The organism is Amycolatopsis sp. La24, assembly GCF_029087445.1.
Taxonomy (GTDB): Bacteria; Actinomycetota; Actinomycetes; order Mycobacteriales; family Pseudonocardiaceae; genus Amycolatopsis; species Amycolatopsis nivea.
In genome coordinates, this window is the sequence record NZ_JARACH010000001.1 from 43878 (window position 1) to 70269 (window position 26392).

The 26392-nt window shown below is 69.4% G+C and carries 26 protein-coding genes; 10 read left to right on the forward strand and 16 right to left on the reverse strand.

Annotated features, from left to right (window positions below):
* Positions 1–50 precede the first annotated feature (50 nt).
* From PUT80_RS00240 to PUT80_RS00265, 6 genes are all read right to left on the reverse strand, one after another.
* Entirely contained in the window at positions 51–1766 is a 1716-nt protein-coding gene (locus PUT80_RS00240) for a TIGR03767 family metallophosphoesterase (protein ID WP_275290672.1), read from the reverse strand.
* 635 nt (positions 1767–2401) lie between these two features.
* Entirely contained in the window at positions 2402–2860 is a 459-nt protein-coding gene (locus tag PUT80_RS00245) for a DUF4190 domain-containing protein (RefSeq protein ID WP_037810976.1), read from the reverse strand.
* 91 nt (positions 2861–2951) lie between these two features.
* Positions 2952–3770 carry a carbohydrate ABC transporter permease gene (locus PUT80_RS00250; protein ID WP_275290673.1) on the reverse strand — a complete coding sequence of 273 codons (819 nt, stop codon included), beginning with the start codon at positions 3768–3770 and terminating at the stop codon, positions 2952–2954.
* A complete protein-coding gene (locus PUT80_RS00255; protein WP_037810979.1) occupies positions 3767–4678 on the reverse strand; it encodes a sugar ABC transporter permease in 912 nt (303 codons plus the stop codon). Before PUT80_RS00255 ends, PUT80_RS00250 begins: the two co-directional genes overlap by 4 nt.
* A complete protein-coding gene (locus PUT80_RS00260) occupies positions 4675–5979 on the reverse strand; it encodes a sugar ABC transporter substrate-binding protein (protein ID WP_275290674.1) in 1305 nt (434 codons plus the stop codon). Before PUT80_RS00260 ends, PUT80_RS00255 begins: the two co-directional genes overlap by 4 nt.
* A 99-nt stretch (positions 5980–6078) precedes the next feature.
* Positions 6079–7707: a long-chain fatty acid--CoA ligase gene (locus tag PUT80_RS00265; protein ID WP_275290675.1), complete on the reverse strand. Its 1629-nt coding sequence runs from the start codon at positions 7705–7707 to the stop codon at positions 6079–6081.
* Between the two features lie 461 nt (positions 7708–8168).
* Here PUT80_RS00265 and mihF point away from each other — a divergent pair, with 461 nt between their 5' ends.
* Positions 8169–8480 carry an integration host factor, actinobacterial type gene (gene mihF / locus PUT80_RS00270; protein ID WP_020664542.1) on the forward strand — a complete coding sequence of 104 codons (312 nt, stop codon included), beginning with the start codon at positions 8169–8171 and terminating at the stop codon, positions 8478–8480.
* 92 nt (positions 8481–8572) lie between these two features.
* Positions 8573–9733 carry an isochorismate synthase gene (locus PUT80_RS00275; protein ID WP_134665314.1) on the forward strand — a complete coding sequence of 387 codons (1161 nt, stop codon included), beginning with the start codon at positions 8573–8575 and terminating at the stop codon, positions 9731–9733.
* A 2-nt stretch (positions 9734–9735) separates the two neighbouring features.
* Here PUT80_RS00275 and PUT80_RS00280 read toward each other — a convergent pair whose 3' ends face one another.
* The 5 genes from PUT80_RS00280 to PUT80_RS00300 all read right to left on the reverse strand — a co-directional run bounded on the left by PUT80_RS00280 (position 9736) and on the right by PUT80_RS00300 (position 13846).
* Complete coding sequence (locus PUT80_RS00280) at positions 9736–10425, reverse strand: 4'-phosphopantetheinyl transferase superfamily protein (RefSeq protein ID WP_037811207.1); 690 nt, start codon at positions 10423–10425, stop codon at positions 9736–9738.
* Between the two features lie 128 nt (positions 10426–10553).
* A complete protein-coding gene (locus PUT80_RS00285; protein ID WP_037810987.1) occupies positions 10554–10880 on the reverse strand; it encodes a hypothetical protein in 327 nt (108 codons plus the stop codon).
* A 46-nt stretch (positions 10881–10926) separates the two neighbouring features.
* On the reverse strand, positions 10927–11574 hold the full coding sequence (locus PUT80_RS00290) for a TetR/AcrR family transcriptional regulator (RefSeq protein WP_037810989.1): 648 nt from the start codon (positions 11572–11574) through the stop codon (positions 10927–10929).
* Complete coding sequence (locus PUT80_RS00295) at positions 11571–13106, reverse strand: ATP-dependent acyl-CoA ligase (protein ID WP_275290676.1); 1536 nt, start codon at positions 13104–13106, stop codon at positions 11571–11573. The genes PUT80_RS00290 and PUT80_RS00295 overlap by 4 nt, the downstream gene beginning before the upstream one ends.
* A complete protein-coding gene (locus PUT80_RS00300; RefSeq protein WP_275290677.1) occupies positions 13103–13846 on the reverse strand; it encodes an enoyl-CoA hydratase/isomerase family protein in 744 nt (247 codons plus the stop codon). The genes PUT80_RS00295 and PUT80_RS00300 overlap by 4 nt, the downstream gene beginning before the upstream one ends.
* Positions 13847–13893: 47 nt before the next feature.
* Here PUT80_RS00300 and PUT80_RS00305 point away from each other — a divergent pair, with 47 nt between their 5' ends.
* From PUT80_RS00305 to PUT80_RS00335, 7 genes are all read left to right on the forward strand, one after another.
* A complete protein-coding gene (locus PUT80_RS00305; RefSeq protein WP_275290678.1) occupies positions 13894–15471 on the forward strand; it encodes an amidohydrolase in 1578 nt (525 codons plus the stop codon).
* Between the two features lie 579 nt (positions 15472–16050).
* On the forward strand, positions 16051–16491 hold the full coding sequence (locus PUT80_RS00310) for a GNAT family N-acetyltransferase (protein WP_043830620.1): 441 nt from the start codon (positions 16051–16053) through the stop codon (positions 16489–16491).
* A 494-nt stretch (positions 16492–16985) separates the two neighbouring features.
* Positions 16986–17669 carry a metal-dependent transcriptional regulator gene (locus PUT80_RS00315; RefSeq protein WP_009083739.1) on the forward strand — a complete coding sequence of 228 codons (684 nt, stop codon included), beginning with the start codon at positions 16986–16988 and terminating at the stop codon, positions 17667–17669.
* A gap of 68 nt (positions 17670–17737) precedes the next feature.
* The gene (locus PUT80_RS00320; RefSeq protein WP_275290679.1) at positions 17738–18556 is read left to right on the forward strand and encodes an LLM class flavin-dependent oxidoreductase; all 819 of its coding nucleotides are present in this window, start codon (positions 17738–17740) and stop codon (positions 18554–18556) included.
* Between the two features lie 72 nt (positions 18557–18628).
* A complete protein-coding gene (locus tag PUT80_RS00325; protein WP_037811001.1) occupies positions 18629–18979 on the forward strand; it encodes a hypothetical protein in 351 nt (116 codons plus the stop codon).
* Between the two features lie 194 nt (positions 18980–19173).
* Entirely contained in the window at positions 19174–20229 is a 1056-nt protein-coding gene (locus PUT80_RS00330; RefSeq protein WP_275290680.1) for an alcohol dehydrogenase catalytic domain-containing protein, read from the forward strand.
* A 173-nt stretch (positions 20230–20402) separates the two neighbouring features.
* Positions 20403–21029 (forward strand): alpha-ketoglutarate-dependent dioxygenase AlkB, encoded by a 627-nt coding sequence (locus tag PUT80_RS00335; protein ID WP_275290681.1) that lies wholly within the window; start codon positions 20403–20405, stop codon positions 21027–21029.
* Here PUT80_RS00335 and PUT80_RS00340 read toward each other — a convergent pair.
* From PUT80_RS00340 to PUT80_RS00360, 5 genes are read right to left on the reverse strand one after another with little or no spacing between them, the layout of a single operon-like run.
* Entirely contained in the window at positions 20998–21873 is an 876-nt protein-coding gene (locus tag PUT80_RS00340; RefSeq protein WP_275290682.1) for a biotin-dependent carboxyltransferase family protein, read from the reverse strand. The two genes, PUT80_RS00335 and PUT80_RS00340, sit on opposite strands and share 32 nt — an antisense overlap.
* Positions 21870–22475, reverse strand: a complete 606-nt coding sequence (locus PUT80_RS00345) for an allophanate hydrolase subunit 1 (RefSeq protein ID WP_238604116.1) — start codon at positions 22473–22475, stop codon at positions 21870–21872. Before PUT80_RS00345 ends, PUT80_RS00340 begins: the two co-directional genes overlap by 4 nt.
* Positions 22472–23221: a 5-oxoprolinase subunit PxpA gene (locus tag PUT80_RS00350; RefSeq protein ID WP_043830637.1), complete on the reverse strand. Its 750-nt coding sequence runs from the start codon at positions 23219–23221 to the stop codon at positions 22472–22474. Before PUT80_RS00350 ends, PUT80_RS00345 begins: the two co-directional genes overlap by 4 nt.
* A gap of 1 nt (position 23222) precedes the next feature.
* Positions 23223–24017 (reverse strand): putative hydro-lyase, encoded by a 795-nt coding sequence (locus tag PUT80_RS00355; protein WP_275290683.1) that lies wholly within the window; start codon positions 24015–24017, stop codon positions 23223–23225.
* Positions 24014–25273 (reverse strand): MFS transporter, encoded by a 1260-nt coding sequence (locus PUT80_RS00360; protein WP_037811016.1) that lies wholly within the window; start codon positions 25271–25273, stop codon positions 24014–24016. The genes PUT80_RS00355 and PUT80_RS00360 overlap by 4 nt, the downstream gene beginning before the upstream one ends.
* 147 nt (positions 25274–25420) lie before the next feature.
* Between PUT80_RS00360 and PUT80_RS00365 the strand changes: the two genes are divergently transcribed.
* The gene (locus tag PUT80_RS00365) at positions 25421–26098 is read left to right on the forward strand and encodes a GntR family transcriptional regulator (protein WP_037811018.1); all 678 of its coding nucleotides are present in this window, start codon (positions 25421–25423) and stop codon (positions 26096–26098) included.
* Positions 26099–26392 lie beyond the last annotated feature (294 nt).

Here is a 26392-nt window from a genome sequence, read left to right on the forward strand (position 1 = left end):
CGAGCAGTCAACCGCAGCCGGGCGCGTGGCGTCGATTACCTCGAAGGTAATCAGCTGAGCGGGTTAGTCAGCAGCAACTCGGTGTTGCGGTCGCCCGCCTCGCCGACGTGGCTGAGGTTCGCGTGGATGTCGTTGTAGGAGAACTCGCGGTACATCGAGGCGAGCGCGTCGGGGGTGCGGGCGGAGTAGTCCACGGCGTACGGCGCGTCAGCCTCGATGAGCGTGGTGAACACCGACAGCGTGCCGTCGTGGTTGTCGGCCAGCTCGATGATCCGCGCGTGCTGCGGGAAGTCGATGTGGCTGGCGGTGTTGATCTCCCAGAAGCTCTGCGCCGGGGTTTTGCCGACGTGCGGGGTGATCTTGTTGAGGTGGGTGTGCCCGTTGACCCACGCCACGACGTTCGGGAAGCGCTGCAGCATCGCGACGAACGTGTCGCCGCCCAGCCGCGGATCGAGCAGGTGGCGCGCGTCGGGCAGGAGGTTGCCCATGGTGCCGCTGGTGTGGTGGCTGAAGAGGACGAACAGCTCGTCGGTGACGGAGTGGGTGACCTTGCGGCCGAAGAAGTCGTAGTACGTCGAGCTGTTGCGCTTCAGCGTCGCCTCGACCCAGTTGAACTGCGCGAGCCCGATCGAACCGTCGGCGAACCCGCCCTGCGTGGTGGTGTCGAGGCTGATCCCGGTGACGCCAGGCGCGATCCGGAAGGTGTAGTAGACGTTGCGCCCGTCGGAGTTGGCGTCGGTAAAGCCGTGCCCGACCGGCCCGGGCCCGGTGTTCTTCGCGGCCAGATGCGCCTTGACGAACTCCGAAGTGCTGAACGGACGCCGCCGCGCATCCGGCGTGACCTCGCGAATGGTGCCCCCGCCGAACAACTCGCCGAGCGGCACACTCTTGCCCTGTTGGATGGCGGTGCCGAGCTTGCGGGCGCTGCTCTCGTCCTTGCCGATGACCTTGTATTTGCCGGTGTACCAGCCCTCGATGCCCGGGATGCCCTCCGGCAACGTGCCGACGACGCTGTCGTCGTGATTGCCGAACGTGCAGTACCACGGCAAGTTCAACCCAGGCGCGGTGAACGGTGCGATCCCGGCCTCGAGCAGCCCGGGGACCTGGGGAAAGCCCTTCTTGGTGTAGTCGTCGGCGAGCCGCGTGCCCGGATTCCAGAACTCCGGATTGCCCGACGCCTGAACCCCCTCGTAACGGTTCGGATCGCCGGAGTTGGGCGTGATCGCGCCACCGTTGAGCGTGGTGAGGAACCAGTCGAGCTCGAGCAGCTCGTGGTTGTCGGTGTTGTCGCCGGTAGTCATGACGAAGTCGAACTGCCGCCCGGTGAACGGCCCCGCGCGAAGGCTGTTGACCCGCTTGACGAGCGCACTGGTCGCGACGGGCCCGAGCGTTTCCTGCGGCCGATGCGCGGACCCGATGAACGGATGCAGATACTCGAACCGAGCAGGCGATTCGGTGTCGGTGATATGCAGGTCAGTGAACTGCACGAACGCCCCGAGCGCAGTCCGCCGATCGTCGCGCCCGGCCTTGCCCGCCACGAGATCCGCCCGGACCGCAACCGGCCACCCAGGCCCGGCGGACAACCGCGAGTACCCGGTGGACGCCCCGGAAGCAGCCTGGTCAAGCGTGGTCCCCACAGTCCGCACGGCCCGCTGCGTGGTCCGCCTCAACGCCCGATCCAGCGCGTTGGCCGTGGGAGTGCACAGCAACAACCCCACCCCAGCCGCCCCCGCGGTGGTGAACGCCCGCCTGGTCAGTTCCGCCATGTTTTTCACTCCCCGTCTCGCCGCCCCTCGACGCTCCCGGACGCCCATGACGGGCCGGTGAACTAAGCCGAAGCAGAACGCGAAGGTCTCTCACATTTGCCGTGACAATGCGGGAGACTCTGTCACATCCGAGAGGCATGCCACTACCGCCGAACGGAGGGCGAGATCACGGTGGCAGTCGTACGTGAGGGCCACCCTCACAGCCGCTGATTCCCCCAGGGTTCCCCTCACGACCCACGCCCGGCAGTCCGTGAGGGGCTCCTTGAGGGACTTAGATTCCCCGAAGGGGCCCTTCACGGCCCTCGGCTCGCCCCGCCGCCGCCCGGATGCGCCCCAATGCGGCATTGGTTGCGTCCCACGCACCGAACGCCACATTGGGTGCGTCAGATGCACCCAACGCCACATTGGGGCGCAAGCCCCACCCCGAACGAAACCGCCGCCGATGCACCCAACGAGCGTTGCACCCACACCACCCCCGCACCCCGATACGAAGCCAAAATGCGGTCTGAGGGTGCTTGTCAAGGCATCTTTCCCGCCTTGACAAGCACCCTCAGACCGTCATCACAATCAAGCTTCGGGGTGCCCCACGCAACCACAAGCGATGTCGCCGCCAGGCGACGAGCCGAAGAACCCCCTCAGCAGTAAAACGCGCAAGTAGCCCCCACCGCAGACAACGACACAAAGAACCAAACCAGAAAGATCACCGCAGGAATAGCCGCCAAGATCCCGCACACCAGCCCGGCGATCCCCATCCCCTGCCCGGTCCACCCAGGCTTCCCGCCCTGCACCATCCCGGCCCACGACAACCCGATCGCCGTAATCGCCGCGACCACGTCGAAGAACGGAACCCAGAAGAAGATCAACGCGACAATCCCGACCACCATCCCGGCGATCGCGAGCCCGCTGGTCTTCAACGGCGTGACCCCGGGATACGGAGCCGCGTACGGCGCCCCGTACATCGGCGCCCCGTAGGGCACCGGCGCCTGACCGTATCCAGGCGTGGCCGGATACCCCGGCGCGGGCACCGGTCCGGAGGGATGCCCCTGCGCCGGGTCCTGGCCGGGGTAAGGCTGCTGCTGATACGGGTCCGTCATGGGTGCACTCCTGCTGCGACTGTCGCGACGGTGAGTCGTCGGCGGCTAACGGCGAAACGTTACGCGCGGTCGCGGGTCGATGTGACGGTTTTCAGCCTTTCAACCCGGATTCGGTGACCCCGCGTACCAGATATCGCTGGAGGAACGCGAAGAGCAGGACAATCGGCACGATCGACAGCACCGCGGCCAGGAACAGCAGGTTCAGCTGCGGGTTCTGCGCGGTCAGCAGCCCGGACAGGGCGACCTGCACCGTCCACGAGTCCGGCGACTGCGCGATGATCAGCGGCCACAGGAACGCGTTCCAGCTGCCGATCACGGTGATCACCGCGATCGCGGCGAAGAAGCCCCGCGAGTTCGGCACCACGATCTTGCGGAAGACGCCCCAGCGGGACAGGCCGTCGACGCGGCCGGCGTCTTCCAGTTCCTTCGGGAAGTCCAGGAAGTACTGCCGGAACAGGAAAACGCTGAACGCGCTGAACAGGCCAGGGATGACCAGGCCGCGGAAATCCGAGAGCCAGCCGAGCGTCGAGACCACGACGAAACTCGGCACGAACGTCACCGACGTCGGGATCATCAGCGTCGCCAGCACCGCGTAGAACACCGGCTTCGAGTACCGGTACGGCACCCGGGCCAGGCCGTAGCCAGCGAGCGAGCACACCACCAGCAAACCCACGGTTTGCAGCACCGCGACGACGACCGAGTTCACGATGCTGCGCGCGAACGGCACGTCCTGCTGGTCGAACAGCTTCGTGAAGTTCTCCCAGTGGATCTCCTTCGGCCACAGCGTCCAGCCCGGCGCGGTGAGCTCCGCGCGCGACGCGAGACCGTTGCGCAGCAACAGGTAGAACGGCAGCAGGAAGAGGAACGCGGACACTGTGAGCGCTGTCCAGCGAAGCACCGCGCGGATCATGTCGCGCTCCGATCGAACCGGAAGAGCTTGCCCTGGAGGAGGGTGACCACGGCGATCAGCAGCGCCAGGATGATCGCGCCCGCGCTGCCGCGGCCCAGATCCTGGCCGCCGGAGCCGAGCGAGGTGTAGTAGAGGTACACCAGCGGCGGCCGCGCGAACGGCGGATAACCCCGGGAATCGCCCATGATGTTGTAGAACTCGTCGAACGCCTGGTAGGCGTTGATCAGATTCAGCAGCAGCACGGCCACCGACGTCGCGCGCAGCTGCGGCAGCGTGATGTGCCGGAAAACCTGCCATCCCGGCTTCGCGCCGTCGAGCCACGCCGCCTCGTACAGATGCTGCGGAATCCGCTGCAGCGCGGCGAGGAAAAGGATCATGTAGAAGCCGAGCTGCAGCCACAGCCGGGCGGTCACCAGCACGACCCAGTACAGCGGCGGGTGCACGGTGCCGGTCCACGCCACCGGGTCGATGCCGAAGACGCCGAGCACGGTGTTCGCGAGACCGTAGCGGACGCCGGAGAACAGCGACGTCTTCCAGATCAGCGACGCCACCACGTACGAACACGCGAACGGCAGGAAGAACACCGAACGGAAGAACGCCTTCGCGAACCGCAGCTGGTTCACGCCGACCGCCAAGGCCAGCGACAGCACGAACGTCAGCGGGACGATGAACAGGGCGAAGACGCTGAACGTGCCGAGGCTCGCGACGAACGGGCCGTCGGAGAGCATGTGCGCGTAGTTGTCCAGTCCGACGAAGACGCTGGGGGTGACCGTGTTGCGCGCGTCGAAGAACGACAGGTACAGGCTCCACCCGATCGGCACGTAGGCGAAGATCGCCAGGCCGAGCAGGAACGGACCCACGAACCCCCAGAACGCCAGCGTGTCCCGGGTTTTCCGGGACAGCTTCATCCGAACAGGCGTTTCAGCTCGGCCTGCGCGACGGTGACCGCGGCCTTCGTCTGCGCCACCGGGTCCGCGCCCTCCTTGGCGATCTTCGCGACCGCGTCCGACAACGCGGTGTTCGACGTCTGCGTCCACACCGGACCGCCGATGAGGTGGCTGTTCTCCTTGACGAACTTCACCACGTCCGCGGCCGGACCGCTTTGCAGCGTCTGCGCTTTGTCGATGAGGCTCTGCCGGGCGGGCACGTGGAAGCCGTAGCGGGTGGCGAACTCCAGCTGGCTGTCGGTCTGGTCGATCCACAGCCACTTCACGAACGCCTTGGCCTCGTTGACGTGCGCGCTCTTCGCGTTGACCATCGCGCCGTACGCGCCGACCGGGACCGACGGCTTGCCGCTGTCGTCCAGCTTCGGGAACGGCAGCACGCCGAAGTCGTCGTTGAGCGCGTCGCGGATCTTCGGGACGTTCCACAGCCCGGTCCACTGCATCGCGCAGAGCCCGTCGACGAACGCGCCCGGATCCGACCAGTCGGCGGGCGCGCCGAGCAGCAGGGAACCGTTGGCGTTCAACGTGTGCAGCTTGCTGAACGCGGCGGCCGCGCGCGGATCGTCGAAGCCGACCTCGCGGTTGTTGTTCTTCAGGTAGTCGAGCCCAGCCGACCACATGAGCGGCCCGGTGAGCGTGCCGACCCCGCCGTCATTGCCCGCGAAGAACCCCTTCACGCCGTCCTTCGACAGCTTGCTCGCGGTGTCGATCAGCTCGTCCACGGTCTGCGGCGGCTGCACGCCTGCGGCCTGCAGCATGCTCTTGCGGTAGAAGAGGACCTGCGTGTCGGTGGCCTGCGGAATGCCGTAGACCTTGCCCTCCACGGTCTGCGCGGCGAGCACGGCGGGGCTGAAGTCGTTCTTGACCGGTCCGATGATGTCGTCGAGCGCCACCACCTGGTTCTGCCGGACCCAGTCGATCTTCACCTGCGCCTCGAAAACGTCCGGCACCGGGCTGTTCTGCAGTGCGGTGACGATCTTCGAGTCGTAGTCGCCGGGGTTCCACACCACGTTGACCTTCGCGCCCGGATAGCTGGCCGCGTAGTTCTTGACGGCTTGCTGCACGCCGTCCTCGCCGTAGGCGTGGTACCACTGCTGCAGCGTGACCTTCGGGGCCTGCGACGGGGTCGAGGCTCCCGCCGACATCGCCGTGGACGGCGGCGGATCCCCCGGACGCCCGGTGTTCGACCCGCACGCGGCCGCGACCGCGCCCACCGCCGCCGTTCCCGCCAACGACAGGAACGACCTCCTGCTCCGCTGCTGCATCCCCAGTTCTCCTCCGACGTGCTGGGAAGGGCTCCTTGCCTGCAACAGATTCCCTCACGAAGCCCTTCCCAGGCCGACAACTCGCCGGAGATTTACCGCTCAGAGGTGTGAGATGTCGAGCTTTCCCTCGGAGTAGGACGCGCGCAGCCGCTTCTTGTCGAACTTGCCGACGCTCGTCTTGGGCACCTCCTCCACGAACGTCCAGTTCTCCGGCAGCTGCCACTTCGCGACCTTGTCCGACAGGTACTCGCGCAGTTCCTCGGCGGTGGCCTGCTGGCCCTCCTTGACCACGACGGCGACCAGCGGGCGTTCGTCCCACTTCTCGTCCGGGATGCCGACGACCGCCGCCTCGGCGACCGCCGGATGGCCCATCACCGCGTTCTCCAGGTCCACCGACGAGATCCACTCGCCGCCGGACTTGATCACGTCCTTGGCGCGGTCGGTGAGCGTGAGGAAGCCGTCCGGGCTGATCTTGCCGACGTCACCGGTGCGCAGCCAGCCGTCGTGGAACTTCTCCGGGTCGATGTCCGACCCGCCGTGGTAGGCGCCGGCGATCCACGGACCGGACACCTCCAGTTCGCCGACCGCCTCGTTGTCCCACGGCAGTTCCTCGCCGTCGTCGCCGATCAGCCGGGCCGCCACGGACGCCGGGAAGCGGCCCTGGGTGTAGCGGTAGGCCCAGCGCTCCTCGCCGGTCGCGCTGGCAGGCGGACGCGCGACGCTGCCGAGCGGCGACGTTTCGGTCATGCCCCACGCGTGCAGGATCGGCACGTCGTAGCGCTCCTCGAAGGCGTGCATCAGCGACGGCGGCGCGGCCGACCCGCCGACGACCACCTCGCGCACGTGGCTGATGTCCTGCGGGTTCGCGTCCAGGTGCGCGAGCAGGCCCTGCCAGATCGTCGGCACCGCGGCGGCGAAGGTCGGCTTCTCCGCGGCCAGCAGCGCGGCGATCGGGGCGGGCTGCAGGAACCGGTCCGGCATCAGCAGCGAGGCGCCGACCATCATCGCCGCGTACGGCAGGCCCCACGACATGGCGTGGAACATCGGCACGATCGCCAGCGCCAGGTCTTCCTGGGCGAGCCGCATGCTGTCGGTCATGCAGACCTGCATCGAGTGCAGCCAGATCGACCGGTGCGAGTAGACGACGCCCTTCGGGTCGCCCGTGGTGCCGGAGGTGTAACACATCGCGGCGGCGGCCCGCTCGTCGATCTCCGGCCAGTCGAACTCGTCGGACTGCCCGGCCAGCAGCTCGTCGTAGGAGTGCACGGTGACGCCCTCGGGCGCGGTCAGCGAGGACGCGTCGCCGTTGGCCACGATCACGTGCTTGACCGTCTTCATCCCCGGCAGGTTGCTCGCCAGCAGCGGCACGAGCGTGCCGTCGACGATGATGACGTGGTCTTCCGCGTGGTTCGCCACGAAGACCAGCTGCTCCGGGAACAGCCGGATGTTCAGCGTGTGCAGCACCGCGCCCATGGCGGGCACTGCCAGGTAGGCCGCGAGGTGCTCGGCGTTGTTCCACATGAACGTGCCGACCCGCTGGTCGCCGGTGACGCCGAGACCGCGCAGCGCGTTCGCGAGCCGGGCGGCGTGCTTGCCGAGCTCCGCATAGGTCTCCCGGCGGGCTTCTGAACCGGTCCAGGTGACGACTTCGCTCTTCGCGTGCACCTTCGTGCCGTGGCGCAGCAGCTTCGCGAGCGACAGCTGTCCGTCCTGCATCGTGCTCAACATGGGTGACTCCCGTGGTGCTCGTTCGCCGGTGAACTGGGGTGCGCCCGACTCTAATGCGGATCCGCCGGATCGGGCACGAACAAGTTCGGTCACGGCTTGTCGGCCCTCTCCCGCCATCGGGTGGCGGCCCCGCGCTTCCATGATCCACTTCTGTCGCGATTCCCGTTGCGGGACAAGAAAATGCGTTGTGTTAACTGCGGTGAAATACACTCTCGTTCGGGTGAGGTAATGGGGGTGGAAATGAGCCCATCGAGGCCGTTTTCACAGGTCGCGAGGGGTCCCCTCGCGCAGGTCCGCCGCGCCCGTCGACGGGTGATAAGTGCGTGTCGGTTGCGCGTACTGCGGGCACGTGGCGTTTACTGGGGCCGTGGTAAGTGATGGCTGGCCAGCGCTTGCAGCTGCAAGCATCGGCTGAGACCGTCGGCCGCGAAAGCGGAGACCTGAGAGGAAAGGACATTACGTTGGCTCTGCCCACGTTGACTCCGGAGCAGCGCGCCGAGGCCCTCGCCAAGGCGGCAGAGGCTCGTAAGGCGCGTTCGGAGCTGCTCGCTTCGATCAAGTCCGGCAAGGAGAGCATCGAGTCGGTGCTCAAGCGGGCCAAGGAGAACAAGACCGTCGGCAAGACGAAGGTCACGCAGCTTCTCAAGGCGGTGCCCGGCCTGGGCGCGGTCAAGGTCGCCGCGCTGCTCGAGCAGGCGGGGATCGACCCCGACCGCCGGGCCGCTGGCCTGGGCGAACGGCAGCGCGAAGCGCTGATCGACGCGCTCAAGTAACGCTGATCCGGCGGCCGCGGGGAAGGTGGCGCGAGGTGTTGCACCGGCGACACTTTCCCCGCGGCGCTCCCGGATCCTGAGACGCTGGTGAAGTGACGACCAGTACCGCGCCGGCGACCCCGGCCGAGACCACCGTCCGCTACCAGCGTGGCGACTTCTTGTTCGCGACCGCCCGGCGTGCCCTGCTCGCCCGCGGTGCGCTCGGGACAGTCACCGACGCCGACCCACGCCGCCTCGCCCGCTCGGCAGCCGCTGAGCTGGACCGTTCCGGCGTGCCGCTCGCCGTCGGCGTGCTGCCGTTCGACACCGGACCCGGCGCTGCCTCGCCGGGGCACCTCGTGCTGCCCCGGACGGTGCACCGCGCCCAAGGCGAGGCCTCGGCCGCGCCGCCCGCCGCCGACCTGCCCGCTCCGGCGGCCACCCGGCGGCTTCCTTCCGCCGACGGCCACCGCGAGAACGTGCGGGCCGCCGTCGCCGCTCTGCGCGACCGTGACCTGCGCAAAGCTGTGCTGGCCCGTGCGCTCGAGCTGGAATTCGACGCGCCGATCCCGGTCGAGGCGATCGTGCGCAACCTCGCGCGCGGCAACCCGCGCCACTTCACTTATGCCGCCGAACTGCCCGGCGGCCGCACGCTCGTCGGGGCCACCCCTGAGCTGCTGCTTTCCCGAACGGGCGACTCCGTGTTCACGACCCCGCACGCCGGGTCGATGCCGCGTTCGGCCGACCCGGAGACCGACCGGGCCAACGGCGAAGCCCTCCTCGCGTCCGCGAAGGACCGGGAAGAGCACGACCTGGTGATCGACTACGTCGTCGAGTCGCTGCGGCCGTTCTGCCGCAAACTCGACGTCCCGGCCGGCCCTGAGCTGGTCTCCACGCCCGCCATCTGGCACCTGCGGACGTCCATCACCGGCGAGCTGGCGGACCGCTCGGTGACCGCTCTCGACCTCGCTGCCGCGATGCACCCGACCCCGGCCGTCTGCGGCACCCCGACCGTCGCCGCGCGCGACCTGGTGCAGGAACTGGAGCCGTTCGACCGCGGGTACTACGCGGGCGCGGTCGGCTGGGTCGACGCGGCGGGAGACGGCGAGTGGGCCGTCGCGATCCGCTGCGCCGAGGTGGCCGAGAAGTCGATGCGGCTCTTCGCGGGCGGCGGCATCGTGCCCGCGTCGGACCCGGACACCGAGTACCAGGAGACGATCGCGAAGTTCCGCACGCTGCTCGGCGCGATGGGGCTGGACGACAGCGCGTCGTGAGCTTACGGCAGCCAGTGCTCCTCGGTGACGCTCAGGCTGTCCGAGGTCAGCGCCGCGACCGCCGCCCGGTGCCCGTCCGCCGCCTTGAGGTCGGCTAGCCGGGTGCGCGCCGGGTCCAGCGCCTCGTCACCGGAGGCCATCAGCTCGGCGGGAGCGTCGTAGCGGGAGAACGTGATGCTCTGCAGCGGGATCTTCAGCCCCTTGCCGGTGGCCTTCATCACCGCTTCCTTGCGCGTCCAGTAGATGAAGAAGGCTGCCGAACGCTCCTCGTCCGACAGGCCCGCGACCGCTTCCCGCTCGGCCGGGCTCAGCGCGTACTCCACGAGCGACGCGTCCGCCTTGCGGCTGGCGGTTTCGACGTCGAGGCCTACCGGCACGCCGTCGGCGACCGCGAGGCCGATCAGATTGCCCGAATGCGAGATCGACAGCACGAGGTCCGAACCCGGCACGCGCGGACGGCCGTGCGGTTTGCCGCAGTCGTCGCAGGTCGCGTCGAAGCGCACGGACTCCGCCCCGCCGCCGAGCCGTTCCGCGACGAGGGTCTTCGCGAGCACCCGGCCGGTCAGAAAGCGGCGCTGGTCGATTTCGAGCCGGTACGCGTCGTAGCGGCCTCTCTCCAGGTCGTCCAGCAGCTTCAGGTAGCGGTCCTCCGCGGGCAGCGGTTCGGACCAGCGCACCACGATTTCGGTCACCGGCATACCCTCCCTCGTCCGCCTCCGATCTTGCCCGGGCGCGCCGAGGTTTGTCATGCCCCTACCGGCGAACGCGGCGAAGGCCCCCTCGGAGTCCGAGAGGGCCTTCGCGGCGGAGATGACGAGTGCTAAGACTTGTTCTTGTCGCGCATCGCGATCGGGACCCCGGCTAGGTCCTCCTCGTTGCACAGCAATTTCACGTCGTAGTAGGGCGAACCCTGTCGCTCGTCGTAGTCTAGGTGGATCGCGAGGACGTCGAGCGGTTCTCCCAGCCACTCCTGCGCTTGGCGCAGCCAGACTGCGCAGCGCTCGAGCGCGCTGGGCAGGTCGTCGTCACGAAACTCGACTGGTCGATACGGCACGTCCTGGACCTGATCGCGCGGGTTTGAAGGCGCGGGCAGGCCAGGAGAGAGACCCGAGTCGTCCAGTTCGAGTTGGATCGTTTGCTCAGTCACCCTTCGAGCGTCCCCCACGTTCGCCGTCTGAGCAAGGCGTACGGCGCTAAAAGCCCTCTTGGACAGGCAAGTCCCACACCTGGGCGACCACTTCGAGGCATTGCCGGAGGTCGTGCGCACGCACCGCGACCGGATGTCCGAGGGCCCGCAATGCCAGCTCCGCGTAGTGCGTGGCCAGGTCTTCGAGCTTGAGCGGGCCCTTCGGGGAATACCACCGGGCCACGCCGCTGCACATTTCCAGCAATGCGAGCCGCGTCACGGCCGGTTGTGCGGTGTGGAACACGTTCGCCGCGGCGCCGTCTTCGATCGCCTTCGCCCAGAACTGCTCGTATTCGTCCCGCAGCGCGACGACCTGGGCACGCGCCGGAGCCGAAAGCGCGTCGACTTCGTTGTCCACCACCCGGGTTTCGCCCGGCTGGGCGGCGTGCGCGAGGACGTGCAGCGCGACCAGCGTGCGCATCCGGGCCACCGGATCGTCGCTGCCCGCGGTGGCCTTCGCGACCGCGTCGATCAGGCGGTGCAGCGAGGTCGTCATGATCTCGACAAGAAGATCTTCCTTGGTGCCCATGTAGTGGTAGAGCGTCGCCGAAGAAAGTTCGGCTTCCTGGGCCAGATCCCGAATGCCTGTGCCGTGGAAACCTTTGGTGGCGAACAGTTTCACGGCGGCCGCCCGGACGCGTTCGGCGCTGCTCATCGCCACTCCCCGGTGCTGCGGTCCCAGGAACCGGCGCGCAGGTCGGCGACCTTCCGCAGTTCGCCCTTCGCGACGCGTTCGGACGGCGTGCGCGGCAGGTCGTCCGCGAAGGCCCAGAAGCGCGGCACCTTGAAGTACGCCAGTTGCTGCGCGCAGAACTCCGCCAGCTCCTCGGGTGACGGCCGGTTCTCGCCGCACACGACGTACGCCTTCACTTCCTCGCCGCGCAGCTCGTCCGGCACCGCGAGGACGGCCGCGAGCTGCACCTTCGGATGTTGCAGCAGTGCTCGCTCGACCTCGTCGGCGGAGATGTTCTCGCCGCTGCGCCGGATCATGTCCTTGGTGCGGCCGAGGTAGTAGACGCGGCCTTCGTCGTCCATCCGGGCGAGGTCGCCAGTGTGGAACCAGCCGCCGGCGAACGCGCGCGCGGTCGCTTCGGGATCCTCGTGGTAGCCGTGCATCAGCCCGATGCCGCGGATCAGCAGCTCGCCGGTTTCCCCGCGAGGCAACGGTTTCCCGTCCTCGCCGGCGATCATCGCTTCGCGGTCGCGGGTCGGCCGTCCGATGCAGCCGGTGCCCACCGCGGCGTCGTGGTCGGACTCGGAAACCCGGATGTCCCCGCCGGTCTCGGTCATCCCGAACGCCTCGTACCACGGCACGCCCCAGCGTTCTTCCAGCTGAGCGTGCAGGTCCGGCGGAATCGCCGACGCGCTGATCGCGCGGACGCGGTGGTTCCGGTCGTCCGGATGCGGCGGCTGGCGCAGCAGCAGCGTCGGCATCAGGCCGAGGCAGTAGAACCAGGTGACCTCGTACTCGCGGACCTTCGCCCAGAACGTGGAGGGGTGGAAGCGGTCCAGTACGACGAGCGTCGCCCCGGCGGCCAGCGCGAGCGCGACGTTCCACTGTGGATCAATGTAGTGGAAAGGTTGTGCGGTAAGCAGAATGTCGTCTTCGCTGACGGCGGGGAAGTCGGTGGCGAGTCCGATCGCGAGCGTGGTCCAGTACCGGTGCGGCAGCACGCAGCCCTTCGGCGCGCCGGTGGTGCCGGAGGTGTACTGGATGTTGACCGGCTGTTCGGCCACCACCAATTCAGGTTCGCAGCGTGTTTCCGACTTGAGCGCGTCCGGCGTGAGGACGCGTTCCACGGCCGTTTCCGGCGCGATTTTCTCCAGCAGTTCCACGAACTCTTCGGCGGCTACCGCCAAGCGCGCGCCGGAGTGGCGCAGGACGTGCGCGCCGTCGAATTCGCGGTAGTTGATGTTCACCGGAACCAGAACGGCGCCGAGTTTGGCGAGTGCGAGCCACATGAGCGGGAATTCCGGCTCGTTGCGGAGCATCACCGCGACGCGATCGCCTGCCCGGACGCCTTTGTCCTGGAGTGCTTTAGCCAGGCGTCCGCTGCGGTCGTCGACCTCGGCGAAGGTGAACCTGGTGCCGGTGCTGTCGAAGATCCACGCGGTGCGCTCCGGCCAGAGCTGCGCGGCGCGCGTGACCAGGGCGACCAGCGTGTCGACGTTCTGCAGCGGCGTCACGCCCGGCTCCGGAACGCTTCGGTCGACTCGCGGACGGCGGCCGAGTGCTCGGTGATCAGGGCGTGGGTGACCTCGAGTTCCAGCGCCGAATCGAAGGCGTGGTCGATCCCGGCGTCGAGTGCTCGCTTCGCCATCGTGGCGGCCTCCGGCGGGTGATGCGCGATCTTCTCCGCCCAGCCGAGCGCGAGGGGCATCAGCTCGTCCGCTGGCACGGCGGCGTTGACGAGGCCGAGGTCGTGCGCGCGACGGCCGTCGAACCGGTCGCCGAGCAGCAGCAGCTCCTTCGCCTTGACCGGCCCGACCAGCAGCGGGAGCAGCCTCGACGCGGCGCCGGTGACGCTCAGCCCCAGCGACACCTCGGGGAACGCGAACACCGCGTCCTCGGCGGCCAGGATCAGGTCGCAGCCCAGCGCGAACTCCGCGCCCGCGCCGATCGCGTACCCGTGCACGGCGGCGATCACCGGCTGCCGCAGCGCGCGCAGCCGGCGCGTGACGTCCTGGAGCCGCTCCAGCCTGGTCCGGGAGTCACCCTCCGGGGTGGGTTCCTTCAGGTCGTGCCCGGCGCAGAAGGCGCGGCCGTTGCCGGTGAGGAGGACGACGCGGGCTTCGCTGTGCGCGACCTCCTCCAGCGCGGTGAGGAAGTCGTCCACCAGCACGGGCGCGACGGCGTTGAGCCGCTCGGGCCGGTTCAGCCGGATCTGCGCGATGCCGCCCTCGACGGCCAGGTCAACGGTGCTCATGGAGGGGAGCCTAGACGTTCGATCGATCGATCGATAGTGTCCAGGGCATGCAGGTTGACGCGGTGTACGAGAACGCCAGGCTGGTCACCGGCGACACCGCACTGGCGGTGCTGCACGGCCGGATCGTGGCGCTGGGCGACGACGCGCGCGAGCTGTCCGCCCGCCGCCGGGTGGACCTCGGCGGGGGTTTCGTCGCGCCCGGGTTCCACGACGCGCACAACCACATGGCCTGGTTCGGCATGGGCCTGGACGACGTGCCGCTCAGCGACTGCCGCAGCGTCGACGAGGTGTACGACGCGGTGGCGCGGCGCGCGGCCGAGCTGCCCGCCGGGAGCTGGGTCGTCGGCAGCGGCTACGACCAGAACAAACTCGCCGGCGGCGAGCACCCCGACCGGCACGGCCTCGACCGCGCCGCCCCCGGCATGCTCGTGCGGCTCAAGCACACGTCCGGCCACATGACGCTGGTCAACTCCGCGGTGCTGGACCAGCTGGACCTCGCGAACGTCCCCGTCGGCGGCGACGTAGTCCAGTCGGCCGACGGCTCGCCGACCGGTTTGCTGCGCGAGCAGGCACAGTTGCTGCTGCGCCCGCTGACGTACCCGACGCCGCTCGAATCGGTGGTCCGAGGACTCGACCGGGCGAGCCGGCAGTACCTGTCCGAGGGCATCACGAGCGTCCAGGAAGCCGGCATCGGCGGCGGCCTGGTCGGCGAGACGCCAGCGGAGCTGGCCGCGTACCAACTCGCGCGTGAACGCGGCGTCCTGCGAGTCCGCAGCACGGTGATGGTCGCCGCGAGCGTCCTGCACGACCTGCCCGACGGCGCCGGCTTCGGCCTGGACCTAGGCCTGCGCACCGGCCTCGGCGACGAGTGGCTGCGGATCGGCCCGATGAAACTCTTCGCCGACGGTTCGCTGGTCGGCCGCACCTGCGCGATGCACGAACCGTTCGACGGCGAACCGGACAACCGCGGCTACTTCCAGGTGCCCGAGGACGAGCTGACAGCCACCATCCGCCGAGCCCACGACGCCGGCTGGCAAATCGCGACCCACGCCATCGGTGACCGAGCCATCACGGTCGTCCTGGACGCCTACGAAGCCGCCCTGGCCGCCAACCCGCGCCCGGACCACCGGCACCGCATCGAACACTGCGCCGTACTCCCGCCCGCGGAACTGACCCGCCTGGCCTCGCTAGGCCTGATCGCGTCCCCGCAAGGCCGCTTCGTGAACGAACTGGGCGACGGCATGCGCGCAGCCCTCGGCGAAGCGCGGGTGCCGTGGTGCTACCGCCTCCGCGGCGTCCTCGACGCCGGATGCGTTCTGCCAGCCAGCTCAGACCGCCCCGTCGTCGACGGCGCCCCACTGCTCGGCCTCGCCGACATGGTCCACCGCCGCACGTCCACCGGCGAACCGTTCGCGGTAGAGGAAGCGCTGACCCCGGCGGAGGCCCTGCGCGCTTACACCTACGGCTCCGCCTACGCGACCTTCGCGGAGAGCTACCTGGGCACCCTGGAGCCGGGCAAGCTCGCGGACTTCGTGGTGCTGTCCGCGGACCCACTGTCCACTGTGGAGGACGCCCGCGTGCTCGGCACCGCGGTGGGCGGAGAACTCCGGTACGAGGCCTCGTGATGGGGAGGCCCGTAGCGCGGTCGGCTGGTGGGCTGGTTTGCCTGCCGGTTGGGGTGGGCGGTCGCCGCGGCTCGGTGACGGCTTGGTGGGGTGCTCTGCGCCGCTCGGTGGTTGGCTTGGACGCTCGCCAACGATTGTCGGTTGGCTTGCGTGTTCGCCAACGTCCGTGGATCGGCTTGCGGGCTCCTCGCCGTCCGGCGCTCAGCGTGTGGGCTCCCAACCGCTCGGCGGTTTGGTCGGGCGCTCTTCGCTGCTCGCTGACTGGTTCGGGCGCTCGCCAACCTTCACTGGCCGGCTTGAGCACTCGATATCCTTCGTCGGTTGGCTTACGTGCCCGCCAACGTCCGCGGATCGACTCGCGCACTCCTCGCTGCTCGGCGGTCAGCGAGTGTGCTCGCCGCTGCTCGACGACTCCCCGGGCCGACTCCTGCGCCTATTCACTTGTCGATTCACCGATCAACCGTCACCAACTCCTTCCCTCTCGTGCCGCTCCACACCGGCTCCGCGGCGCCGGATTCCCATTGCCCTGCTCTGATACCTGCACCGTAGCCGCCACCACCGACAAAAAAGGGGTGCCCGATGCCCGTTCGCGACGCCGTCTTCGAGGATGTCGAGGAGATCTGCAGCCTCATCGAGGAACACGCGGTCTACGAGGACAAGCACGACCTCAAACTCGACCGCGCCGAGATGAGCAGCCACCTGTTCGGTCCGGAACCGAAGGCGTGGGTGCTGATGTGCACGCCGCCGGGACGTCCGGACGTCGTTGCCGGGTTCGCTTTCTGCAGCTGGAATTTCTCCACGTGGGAGGGTCGCCCCGGTATTTGGCTCGATGACCTGTTCATCCGTCCGGAGCACCGCAGGCACGGGCTGGGCAGGGAACTGCTCGACGCACTGCGCGCCCGCACGACGGGGCGCGTCGAGTGGGACATGCAGGCTGGCAACGCCAAGGCGGAGGCGTTCTACGCGCAACTCGGAGCGGAACCGGTGCCGGGCTGGATCCGCTACCGCTGGCGGCCGTGATCTGACAGCCGGGCGGACGAGTACGCGACAGCTCTCACCGGGGGGCTGCGGCGAGCCGCGCGATAGCGACGGTGGGAGCAGCGACACCGGTTATGGCTGGGTGGCTGCGCTCGCACGGACCGGACGGCTGGCGAAAGAGCGCGACCGCGACGGGGACCAACGCTGAGTGCCTGCGGCTGGGTAGCGCTCCCGCTGACCGGCTGTGGAGAACAGCGCGATCGCGAACGGCAGGGACACCGGCGGCGGAGGGCCGGGCGCCTCCGCCGCGCAACGCGGACGCCGACCTGCCAGCTGCGAAGAATCAAGGGCGGCATCCGGACAGCCGCCTAGGACCTGACCGAGCACCAGCGAGCCGCCAACACTCCTGCCGACCGGTGCCCCCGCGAGCCGACCAACGCTCCCACCGACCGGCGCCCCGAGATAACACCCCCGGCCCACCCCCACCGCCCCTGACCGGGCGACCCCGGCAGGCTTGGCCCCGTATCGTATGCGGCATGGGAGATGGTTCCGTCCGGAGGTCGTCGTCGGTCGAGGACTACGTGCGCGTGATCTACGGGCTGGTCGAACGGGGCGAGGCGGTCACCAACGCGTCGCTGGCCGGGCGGCTTGAGGTGAGTCCGTCGTCGGCGTCGGGGATGGTCACCAAGCTTTCCCAGCTCGGCCTGGTCGCGCACGTGCCCTACCGCGGCATCGAGCTGACCTCGGAGGGGCGGCAGCTCGCCCGGTCGGTGCTGCGCAGGCACCGGCTGATCGAGACGTACCTGGTCTCCGAACTCGGCTACACCTGGGACGAGGTCCACGCCGAGGCCGACGCGCTGGAGCACGCCGTCTCCGATCGGCTTGTCGACCGGATCGCGGCCAAGCTCGGCAACCCCGTTCGCGATCCGCACGGGGATCCGATCCCGGCTCCGGACGGCAGCGTCGAGGAGCTTCCGATGCGCATTCTGGACGACCTGCCGCCCGGCGCGGTCGGCGAGATCGTCCGCGTGTGGGACACCGATCCGGACCTGCTTCGCTACCTCACCGAGCACGCGATCGGGCTCGGCGAACGGATCGAGGTCGTCGAGCGGCAGCCGTTCGGCGGGCCGATGGTGGTGAAGGTCGGCCAGCCGCCGGACGCCGCTACGCACGCTATCGGCAAGGAGATCGCGCAGGCGTTGTCGGTCACCCTGCGCTGAGAGGCGTACGCGCGAGTGTCGCTGCTGGGCGGATGTGTCCGGCAGCTGACCCGCCGACGATGGGTCGCATGACCACTACCAAGCCGTTCCGTTTCGGCATCGTCGCCGGGTTCGCCCCGGATCTGGGGTCCTGGACCGCGCAGGCCCGCCGGATCGAGGAGCTCGGGCTCGACACGATGTTCGCGACCGACCCGGTCGGCGGGCTCGACCCGTTGACGCTCGTTCCGGCCGCCGCCGCGGTCACGAGCACGCTCACCGTCGGCACCTTCGTGCTGGCCGATCCCTTCCGCGACGCCCGGAACCTCGCGTGGCAGGCCGATTCACTGCATCAGGCGACTGGCGGCCGCTTCCTGCTGGGGCTGGGCGTCGGGCATCCCGGGGCGGGCAAGCACGCCGCGACGCTGGGCCGTGAGTTTCTTTCGCCGGGTGAACGCGTCGCCCGGTTGGCGGACACCATCGAAGTGCTTTCGGAGCGCCCCGAGCGGCCGCGGCTATTGCTCGCGGGGTCCGGGCCCAAAATGCTCGCGCTCGCTGCGCGCACCGCCGACGTCGTGACGTTTTCCTGGGGGCCGCGCACGACCGAGGACCAGGCTGACTCCATTGTGGACACTTTTCGCTCGTTCGCGGGAAGCCGGGACGTCGAATTGGCGGTGAACCTCACCGCGATCGGGGACAAGTCTTCCCCGCAGCTCGCCCGCTACACCGGGGTCGACGTGCCGCAACTGGTCGAGGAGAAAGCGGTCACCGTGGTGCCGGAAAACCCTGCCGCCGCCGGGGAAATGCTTCTCCGCTGGCGCGAGCGGTGGGGGATTTCCTGTGTCACGGTCAATTCCGGCTACGCCGAACCGTTCGCCGCGATTGCCCGGGCACTCTCCGCACAAGGGTGAAAGCCCTTCCGATCATGCGGTGTCCGGCCTACGCTCCGAGGTTTCCCAGCGACGTGGTTCGGAGCGTGTGCGATGACCGGTCAGCGAACACCGACGATCGACCGGGGGAGTATTGCGGGACGGGATCTCGGGCAATTGCTCGAAACCGGCCCGTTCGCCGAAGCGCTGCGCGCGGCCATCCGGGCCCGCGGGCTCGGCCTCGAACGCATCAGATATCGGCTGCGGGGAAGGGGAACCACGGTCAGTCTCGCGACCTTGAGCCACTGGCAATCCGGCCGCTGCCGTCCGGAACGCCCGGAATCGTTGCGGGCATTGCGAAATCTCGAGCAGATCCTCGGCGTCCCGGACGGGTCGTTGCGCAGGCTGCTCGGCCCGCCGCGTCCGCGCGGCCAGTTCCACCAGCCGGGCCAGCCGCTCTCCTGAGCGCGCCCGGCCGCGGCGGACGGCGTAGTGCGCAGGCGTATCCCGACGCTTACGCACCGTCGTCCGCCGCGTTCGCAAGAGCCGCGCATGGATGAACCCGATGCGGTTTTCCCGGAAGGCCGACCCGACGTGCCGGTGCGTCGGAAGTGGCGGCGAAGCCAGCCGTCCGCGAAGCGGCTTCTACGATCGGACCCATGCGTGCGGTCGTGATCGAAGAGTTCGGCGTGCTTCCCGAAGTGCGGGAGGTACCGGATCCAGTGGCCTCGGACGGCGGGGTCGTCATCGCGGTCGAAGCGACCGGGGTGTGCCGCAGCGATTGGCATACCTGGCAGGGGCACGACGAGGCGGTCCCGCTGCCGCACGTGGCCGGGCACGAGCTCGCGGGGCGGATCGTCGAGGTCGGTGCGGGTGTCGTGGGCTGGACGAAGGGCGACCGGGTCACTGTCCCGTTCGTGTGCGCGTGCGGCGTCTGTGCCCAGTGCGCCAAGGGCGACCAGCAGATCTGCGACGACGAGTTCCAGCCCGGTGCGACCCACTGGGGTTCCTTCGCCGAGAAGGTCGCGATCGAGCACGCGCAGACGAACCTGGTCGCGTTGCCGGACTCGATGTCGTCGGCGGAAGCTGCTGCGCTCGGCTGCCGCTTCGGAACGGCATTTCGCGCAGTGTTGCGCCAGGGCGGCGTACGCGCGGGGCAGTGGGTCTCTGTGTACGGCTGTGGCGGCGTAGGCATCTCCGCGGTCCTCCTGGCGACCGCTGCGGGCGCGAAGGTGGTTGCAATTGACGTCTCGCCGAAGGCGCGTGCCGCGGCGGAGCGTGCTGGCGCAGTGTTGAGCGTCGACGCCAGCGCGTTCGACGGGCCCGAAGCGCTGGCCGCGTACGTCCGCGAGCGCACTGACGGCGGTACGCACGTGTCGCTGGACTGTCTCGGTTCACCGGCCACCTGTGCGGCTTCGGTGGGCAGCTTGCGCAAGCGCGGGCGCCACGTGCAGGCCGGGTTGATGCCGCCCAGTCAGGGGGTGCCGCCGATTCCGATGCACCGGGTGGTCGGCGGCGAGCTGGAAATCGTCGGGGTCCATGGGCTGCAGGCGTATGAGTATCCCGAGCTGCTGGGCGTGGTGGAGCGGTCCGGCATCGATCTGGCCGGGTTGATCGGCACGCGGATCGGGCTGGACGGGGTGCCAGCGGCGCTCGCTGCGATGAGTGACCCGGTGCCTGCCCGGGCCGGGGTGACTGTCGTCGAGTTCGGGTGACGAATGGTGACCGGCATACACCCTGGGTGGCGAGTCCGAGTTGTAGCTGATCGAGACCTGGCGGGACCCTCGGCGGTGTGGAATTCTCCGAAGCTTGGCGGCAAGTGGCGAGGGGAATCCGCCGCAGGAGCGCCCGTCCAGGTGGCTCCTGCGGCCGCCGGCCCCGGGGCGGCGTGATGGAGCTGCTGCCGCGTCCGCGCCGGGAAATCTCCCCGGGCGCGGTGCACGTCCCGGATTGGCTCACCGAGCAAGAACAACGCGACCTCGTCACGGCCTGTCGCGGCTGGCGCGGTTACCGGGCGACCCGGCTTCCCGGCGGCGGAGTGATGTCGGTGCGCACGGTCTGTTTGGGCTGGCAGTGGCGGCCGTACCGCTACGAGCGGCTGCGCGAGGACGGTTCGCCGGTGGAGCCGTTTCCGGACTGGCTGGCCGACCTCGGCCGCCGCGCGCTCGCCGACGCCTACGACCGGCCCGCCGACGACTACCAACCCGACGTGGCACTCGTGAACTACTACGACGCCACCGCGAAAATGGGCATGCACCAGGACAAAGACGAGCTCTCGACGGACCCGGTGGTCTCGCTGAGCCTCGGCGACACGTGCGTGTTCCGCTTCGGCAACACCGAGCATCGCAACCGGCCGTACACCGATGTCGAGCTGCGTTCGGGCGACCTGTTCGTGTTCGGCGGCCCGGCGCGGCTGGCGTTCCACGGGGTGCCGAAAACCCTCCCGGGCACGGCGGATCCGGATCTTGGTTTGACCGGGCGGCTCAACCTGACGTTGCGGGTGTCGGGGAAGTGAACCGGACCCGCTGCCCGGGCCGGAGCTGGGCCGCAAGATCGAGGTCGTCCTCGTCCACGACGGCGGCGACGGGATAGCCGCCGGTCACCGGGTGGTCGGCCAGGAACAGGATCGGCACTCCGGAAGGCGGCACCTGGAGCGCCCCGGGCACGGCGGCTTCCGGGGCCAGTTCGCCGACACGGGCGCGGGTCAGCGCGGGGCCGTCCAGCCGGACGCCGACGCGGTCGAGGTCGCTGGTCACGGTGTAGGCGGCAGTGAGCAAAGTGGACAGTGCGGACGGGGTGAACCAGTCCAGCCGCGGGCCGGGTTCCAGGCGCAGCACCGGTTCTTCCGCGAGCCGGCGCAGCGGGGCGAGATCGACACAAGGGTCACGCTCGATCACCGAACCGATCGGCAGCGTCATTCCCGCCGCGAGGACGGGCGGGCCGAGTTTGCCCAGCGTGTCGGTGGCTCGCGCGCCGAGCACCGGCGGTACGTCCAGGCCGCCGCGCACCGCGAGGTAGCTGCGCAGGCCGAGCGACGCGACGCCGAGTTCGAGTTCTTCCCCCGGGCGCAGGACGATCGGCGCACCGACGGCCGCGGCCCGTCCGCCAGCGCGGATCGGCAGCCGCGCGCCGGTGACCGCGACGACGGTGTGCTCCGAAACCCGCAGCCGCAGGCCGCCGAGGGTGACCTCGAGCGCCGCGTGCGTCTCCGGATTGCCGACGAGCCGGTTCGCCAGCTTCAGCGAACCCCGGTCGGCCGCGCCGGACCGGCCGACGCCGACTGCCGCGTATCCCGGGCGGCCGAGGTCTTGCACGGTCGCGAACGGACCGGGCGCGAGGATCTCGATCTTCCCGGTCACCGGATCGCCTCGAACCGCACTCGGGTGCCCGGGACCAGCAGGTTCGGCTGTTCGCGGCCAATGTCCCAGACCTGCGCGTCGCTGTGGCCGAGCAGGTTCCAGCCGCCGGGTGAGGGATGAGGGTAGATCGCGCTGTACTCGCCGGCGATCGCGACCGCACCCGCGGGCACGCGTGTGCGCGGCGTGCTGCGGCGCGGCAGGTGCAACACCGGGTCGAGGCCGGTCAGGTAGGCGAAACCGGGCGCGAAACCGCAGAACGCCGCGACGTAGGTGGCTGCCGAATGCCGTTGCACGACCTCGGAAACCGACAGTCCGGCGGCCTCGGCGACGTCCGCCAGGTCAGCGCCGTCGTAACGCACCGGCAAGGTGACGGTGTCCGCCGAGCGTCCGGAAACATCCATTGTGGACAGTGAGGCAAGCGAACGAGCGAGCGTGGCCGAATCGGTGCGGGCCCGGTCGAACCGGACCAGCAGAGTGCGTGCGGCGGGCACGAGTTCAACGACGCCCTCGGGCTGGGCGGCTTCGCAGGCCGCCTGGAACCCGAGTACGTCGTCGACCTCCACCAGCAACGCGGAACGGCCGTAGCGCAAAACAGTGCTCACACGAACGACCTCAGCACCACGCCGGATTCGGTGAGCAGCTCGCGAATCCGCCGGGCGAGCTCGACCGCGCCGGGCGTATCTCCGTGTACGCACAGGGAATCCGCCCGTAGCGTGAGCTTGCCGCCGTCAGCGTCGACCACCTCGCCGGTGGTCGCCATGGTGAGCGCACGCGCGGCGACTTCGTCGGCGTCGTGCAGCACCGCGCCCGGCAGCTTGCGCGACACCAGTCGTCCTTCAGGCGTGTACGCGCGGTCGGCGAACGCTTCTGCGTACGCAGGCACGCCCGCCGCTTGAGCCGCGCGCAGCATTTCGGAGTCCGGAGGACACAGCAGTGCCAGATCGGTGTGATAGCGCCGTACGCCTTCGACAAGCGCAGCCGCCTGCTCCGGATCGACAGCTGCGGTGTTGTACAGCGCGCCGTGCGCCTTCACGTAACGCACGCAGCTGTGCGCCGCGCGCGCGAAGGCGTCGAGAGCGCCGATTTGGTACAGAACTTCGTCCGCGAGGTCTTCCGGCGCGATGTCGAGCGCGCGACGGCCGAAGCCGGCCAGGTCGCGGTAGCCGACGTGCGCGCCGATGGTGACGCCGCGTTCGGCCGCGCGTTCGCACACGCGGCGCATCACGCGCGCGTCGCCCGCGTGGAAGCCGCACGCGATGTTCGCGCTGGTCACGATGTCGAGCATGGCTTCGTCGTCGCCCATGGTCCAGGCGCCGAAGCCTTCGCCGAGGTCGCTGTTGAGGTCCATGTCATCCCACCTGGTAATCGCGATCGGGTTGGTCGGTCAAGAACATGTACCCGGGGGCGTGCGTGACGGCGAACGGCGGCCGTGACGCCATCAGCGCCGCCTGCGGGGTGACGCCGCAGGCCCAGAACACCGGCACGTCCCCGGGCCCGGCGTCGACCGGATCGCCGAAATCCGGCCGGGCGAGGTCGGCGATGCCCAGTTCGGCCGGGTCGCCGACGTGCACCGGAGCGCCGTGCACCGCGGGCATCGCGGCGGTGATCCGCACCGCGTCCTCGACCAGGGTTTCCGGGATGTACCGCATCGACACCACCATCGGGCCGCTCATCCGGCCGGCCGGTTCGCACTGCCGGTTCGTCACGTACATCGAGACGTTGCGGCCCTGCTCCACGTGCCGCAGCGGGATGCCCGCGGCGCGCAGCAGCGTCTCGAAGCTGAAGCTGCAGCCGATGGAGAACGCGACCATGTCGCTGCGCCACACCCCGGTGGCGTCGGCGATTTCGCTGGTCAGCGCGCCGTTGTGCCAGACGCGATAGCGCGGCAGGTCGGTGCGCAGGTCAGCGCCGGGCGCGAGCCGCGTGGTCGGGTCGCCGGGTTCGCTGACGTCGAGCACCGGGCACGGCCGCGGGTTGCGGGCGCAGAACTCGCGGACGTCGTCGGCCCAGTCCGCGGGGACGGCGATCAGGTTGGTCTGGGCGTAACCGTCGGCCCAGCCGGTGGTCGGGCGTTCGGTGCCGGCGCGGAAGAGCGCGCGGGCCTCGGCCGGAGTGAGCGTCGAAGGATCGTAGGAAGTCGTCATACCTCCACCAGTTCCTTGCCTCGCGTTTCCGGCAGCCCGAGCAGCGCTACCGCGGCGATCGCGTAGCCGACCGCGCCGAGCACGATCGCGCCGCCCGCACCCAAAAAGCCCACCACGGCGGGGAAAGCGGCGCCGACCGCGCGGCCGAAGTTGTAGGTGAAGCCCTGTCCGGTGGCGCGCAGGGCGGTCGGGTACAGCTCGGCGAGGTACGCGCCGAACCCGCTGAAGATCGCCGAAGTCGAGAAGCCGAGCGGGAAACTGATCAGCAGCATCAGGCCGTTCGCGCCGTAGGGCAGCTGCACGAACAGCACGATCAGCAACGCGGACACGACGGAGAACAGCAGGAACGTCTTCTTCCGGCCGAGCAGGTCGGTGAGATAGCCGCCGCAGACGTAGCCGATGAACGCGCCCGGGATCAGCAGCGCGAAGTAGCCGCCGGTGTTGACCACGGACAGGCCGCGGCTGCTCTGCAGGTACTTCGGCATCCAGGTGAACAGCGTGTAGTAGCCGCCCTGGACGCCGGTCGCGAGGAGCGCGGCGAACACCGTGGTGCGCAAGAGATTCGGGCGGAAAATCCCGGCGAGCGAGCCTTTGACCTTGGCCGAAACCCGTCGTGCCGCTGCCTCCGGCGCGTCCTCGACACTGCGCCGCACCCACAGCACGAGCAGCGCCGGGATCACGCCGACCCAGAACAGCACGCGCCAGGCGATGTCCTGATCGAGCACGCTGAACAGCACCGTGTAGACGATCACCAGCAGGCCCCAGCCGACCGCCCACGCGCTCTGCACGAACGCCACCGTGCGGCCGCGGTACTTGGCCGAGCAGTACTCGGCGACCAGCGCGGCGCCGACCGCCCATTCGCCGCCGAACCCGAGGCCCTGCAGACCGCGGAAGATCAGCAGCGTTTCGAAGTTCGGTGCGAAACCGCAGAGCACCGTGAAGATCGTGTACATCGCGATGGTGAGCTGCAGCGTGCGGACGCGGCCGATGCGGTCGGCGAGCACGCCGGCTCCGACGCCGCCGATCGCGGACACGACCAGCGTGACGGTGCTGAGCAGGCCCGCTTCTCCGGACGTGATGCCGAAGTAGGCGGTGATCGCGGCCAGGCCGAAGGGCAGGGTCTGGTAGTCGAACGAATCGAGGCCGTAGCCGCCGAACGCGCCGAGGAAGGCGCGGCGGCCCTTGTGGCCGAGCGAGCGATACCAGCCGAACGGGCGGGCCGCGTTCGCGGTGCCGTCGGCGACGTTGACGTTCATAGGGCACCTCACAGGGGGACGAACTCATGGTGGCACGAGTCACATGGCCACTACCGTACGGATCGTTCAACAATCCCACAAGTCCCTCATTTTATTGTTCATCGTCCGATGGCTACGCTGGGCGACGTGGTCACCGACGGAGAGCCGATGGGCCTGGAAGCGGATCGCGGCCTGCTTGGCCGGACGAGTACCGCGGAACGCGTCGCGGGCGTGCTGCGCACGCGCGTTTCCGAGGGGTACTTCCTGCCCGGAGTACGGCTTTCGGAGCAGGACATCGGCAGCGCGCTCGGGGTGTCCCGCAACACGCTCCGTGAAGCTTTCCGGTTGCTGACTCACGAACGGCTGCTGGTGCACGAGCTGAACCGCGGCGTGTTCGTGCGCGTGCCGAGCGTCGACGACGTGCGCGACATCTACCGCGTCCGCAAGATCATCGAGTGCGCGGCGGTCCGCGACGTGACCGAGAAGCCGGCGGCCTACGAGAAGATCGCCAGCACGGTCGCGGACGGCGATCGTGCGGCGAAGCAGGCGCAATGGCAGGACCTGGGCACCGCGAACATCCGCTTCCACGCGGAGCTGGCGGCGCTCACCGGCAGCGAGCGCATTGTCGAGCTGATGCAGGCGCTCGCCGCGGAGCTGCGGCTGGTGTTCCACGTGATGGCCGACCCGCGCCGCTTTCATGAGCGGTATCTGCCGCGGAACCACGAAATCCTGGACGTGCTCGTGACCGGCGACGGGATCCGTACGGCGGAGATGCTCGCGGTCTACCTCGACGACGCCGAGGCGCAGCTGGTCGAGGCCTACGCGGAGCTGGCCGAGACCCGCTGAGCGGTTCGGCCGAAACCGGCCGGTTTGCCCGGGAAGGCAGCGAGCATGGCCGTTCGGCCCCTCCTGTCATCCGGAGGCTCCACGGCGCACGTGGTCTGGCTACCTTCGGCAGTAGGCCGCGTGAGCGTGCCGCCCCGGGCGTCGGGACCCCCAGCCGACGCGCGGAGGGCGGCCGATGGCCGGGCGGCAGATCTTGGTTCCCGCCCGGCCCGCGCGGTGTCCGCGGCGGGCCGTGGCCACCGGGGGGTGGTTACGGCCCGCCGCTCATTCTTTGCCGACGCTGTCCACAGCGTC

Coding starts and splice junctions, on each gene's coding strand:
- PUT80_RS00240 (WP_275290672.1), bottom strand. CDS start 1,766: ATGGCGGAACTGACCAGGCGGGCGTTCACCACCGCGGGGGCGGCTGGG.
- PUT80_RS00245 (WP_037810976.1), bottom strand. CDS start 2,860: ATGACGGACCCGTATCAGCAGCAGCCTTACCCCGGCCAGGACCCGGCG.
- PUT80_RS00250 (WP_275290673.1), bottom strand. CDS start 3,770: ATGATCCGCGCGGTGCTTCGCTGGACAGCGCTCACAGTGTCCGCGTTC.
- PUT80_RS00255 (WP_037810979.1), bottom strand. CDS start 4,678: ATGAAGCTGTCCCGGAAAACCCGGGACACGCTGGCGTTCTGGGGGTTC.
- PUT80_RS00260 (WP_275290674.1), bottom strand. CDS start 5,979: ATGCAGCAGCGGAGCAGGAGGTCGTTCCTGTCGTTGGCGGGAACGGCG.
- PUT80_RS00265 (WP_275290675.1), bottom strand. CDS start 7,707: ATGTTGAGCACGATGCAGGACGGACAGCTGTCGCTCGCGAAGCTGCTG.
- PUT80_RS00290 (WP_037810989.1), bottom strand. CDS start 11,574: ATGAGCAGCGCCGAACGCGTCCGGGCGGCCGCCGTGAAACTGTTCGCC.
- PUT80_RS00300 (WP_275290677.1), bottom strand. CDS start 13,846: ATGAGCACCGTTGACCTGGCCGTCGAGGGCGGCATCGCGCAGATCCGG.
- PUT80_RS00305 (WP_275290678.1), top strand. CDS start 13,894: ATGCAGGTTGACGCGGTGTACGAGAACGCCAGGCTGGTCACCGGCGAC.
- PUT80_RS00310 (WP_043830620.1), top strand. CDS start 16,051: ATGCCCGTTCGCGACGCCGTCTTCGAGGATGTCGAGGAGATCTGCAGC.
- PUT80_RS00315 (WP_009083739.1), top strand. CDS start 16,986: ATGGGAGATGGTTCCGTCCGGAGGTCGTCGTCGGTCGAGGACTACGTG.
- PUT80_RS00320 (WP_275290679.1), top strand. CDS start 17,738: ATGACCACTACCAAGCCGTTCCGTTTCGGCATCGTCGCCGGGTTCGCC.
- PUT80_RS00325 (WP_037811001.1), top strand. CDS start 18,629: ATGACCGGTCAGCGAACACCGACGATCGACCGGGGGAGTATTGCGGGA.
- PUT80_RS00330 (WP_275290680.1), top strand. CDS start 19,174: ATGCGTGCGGTCGTGATCGAAGAGTTCGGCGTGCTTCCCGAAGTGCGG.
- PUT80_RS00350 (WP_043830637.1), bottom strand. CDS start 23,221: ATGGACCTCAACAGCGACCTCGGCGAAGGCTTCGGCGCCTGGACCATG.
- PUT80_RS00355 (WP_275290683.1), bottom strand. CDS start 24,017: ATGACGACTTCCTACGATCCTTCGACGCTCACTCCGGCCGAGGCCCGC.
- PUT80_RS00360 (WP_037811016.1), bottom strand. CDS start 25,273: ATGAACGTCAACGTCGCCGACGGCACCGCGAACGCGGCCCGCCCGTTC.
- PUT80_RS00365 (WP_037811018.1), top strand. CDS start 25,421: ATGGGCCTGGAAGCGGATCGCGGCCTGCTTGGCCGGACGAGTACCGCG.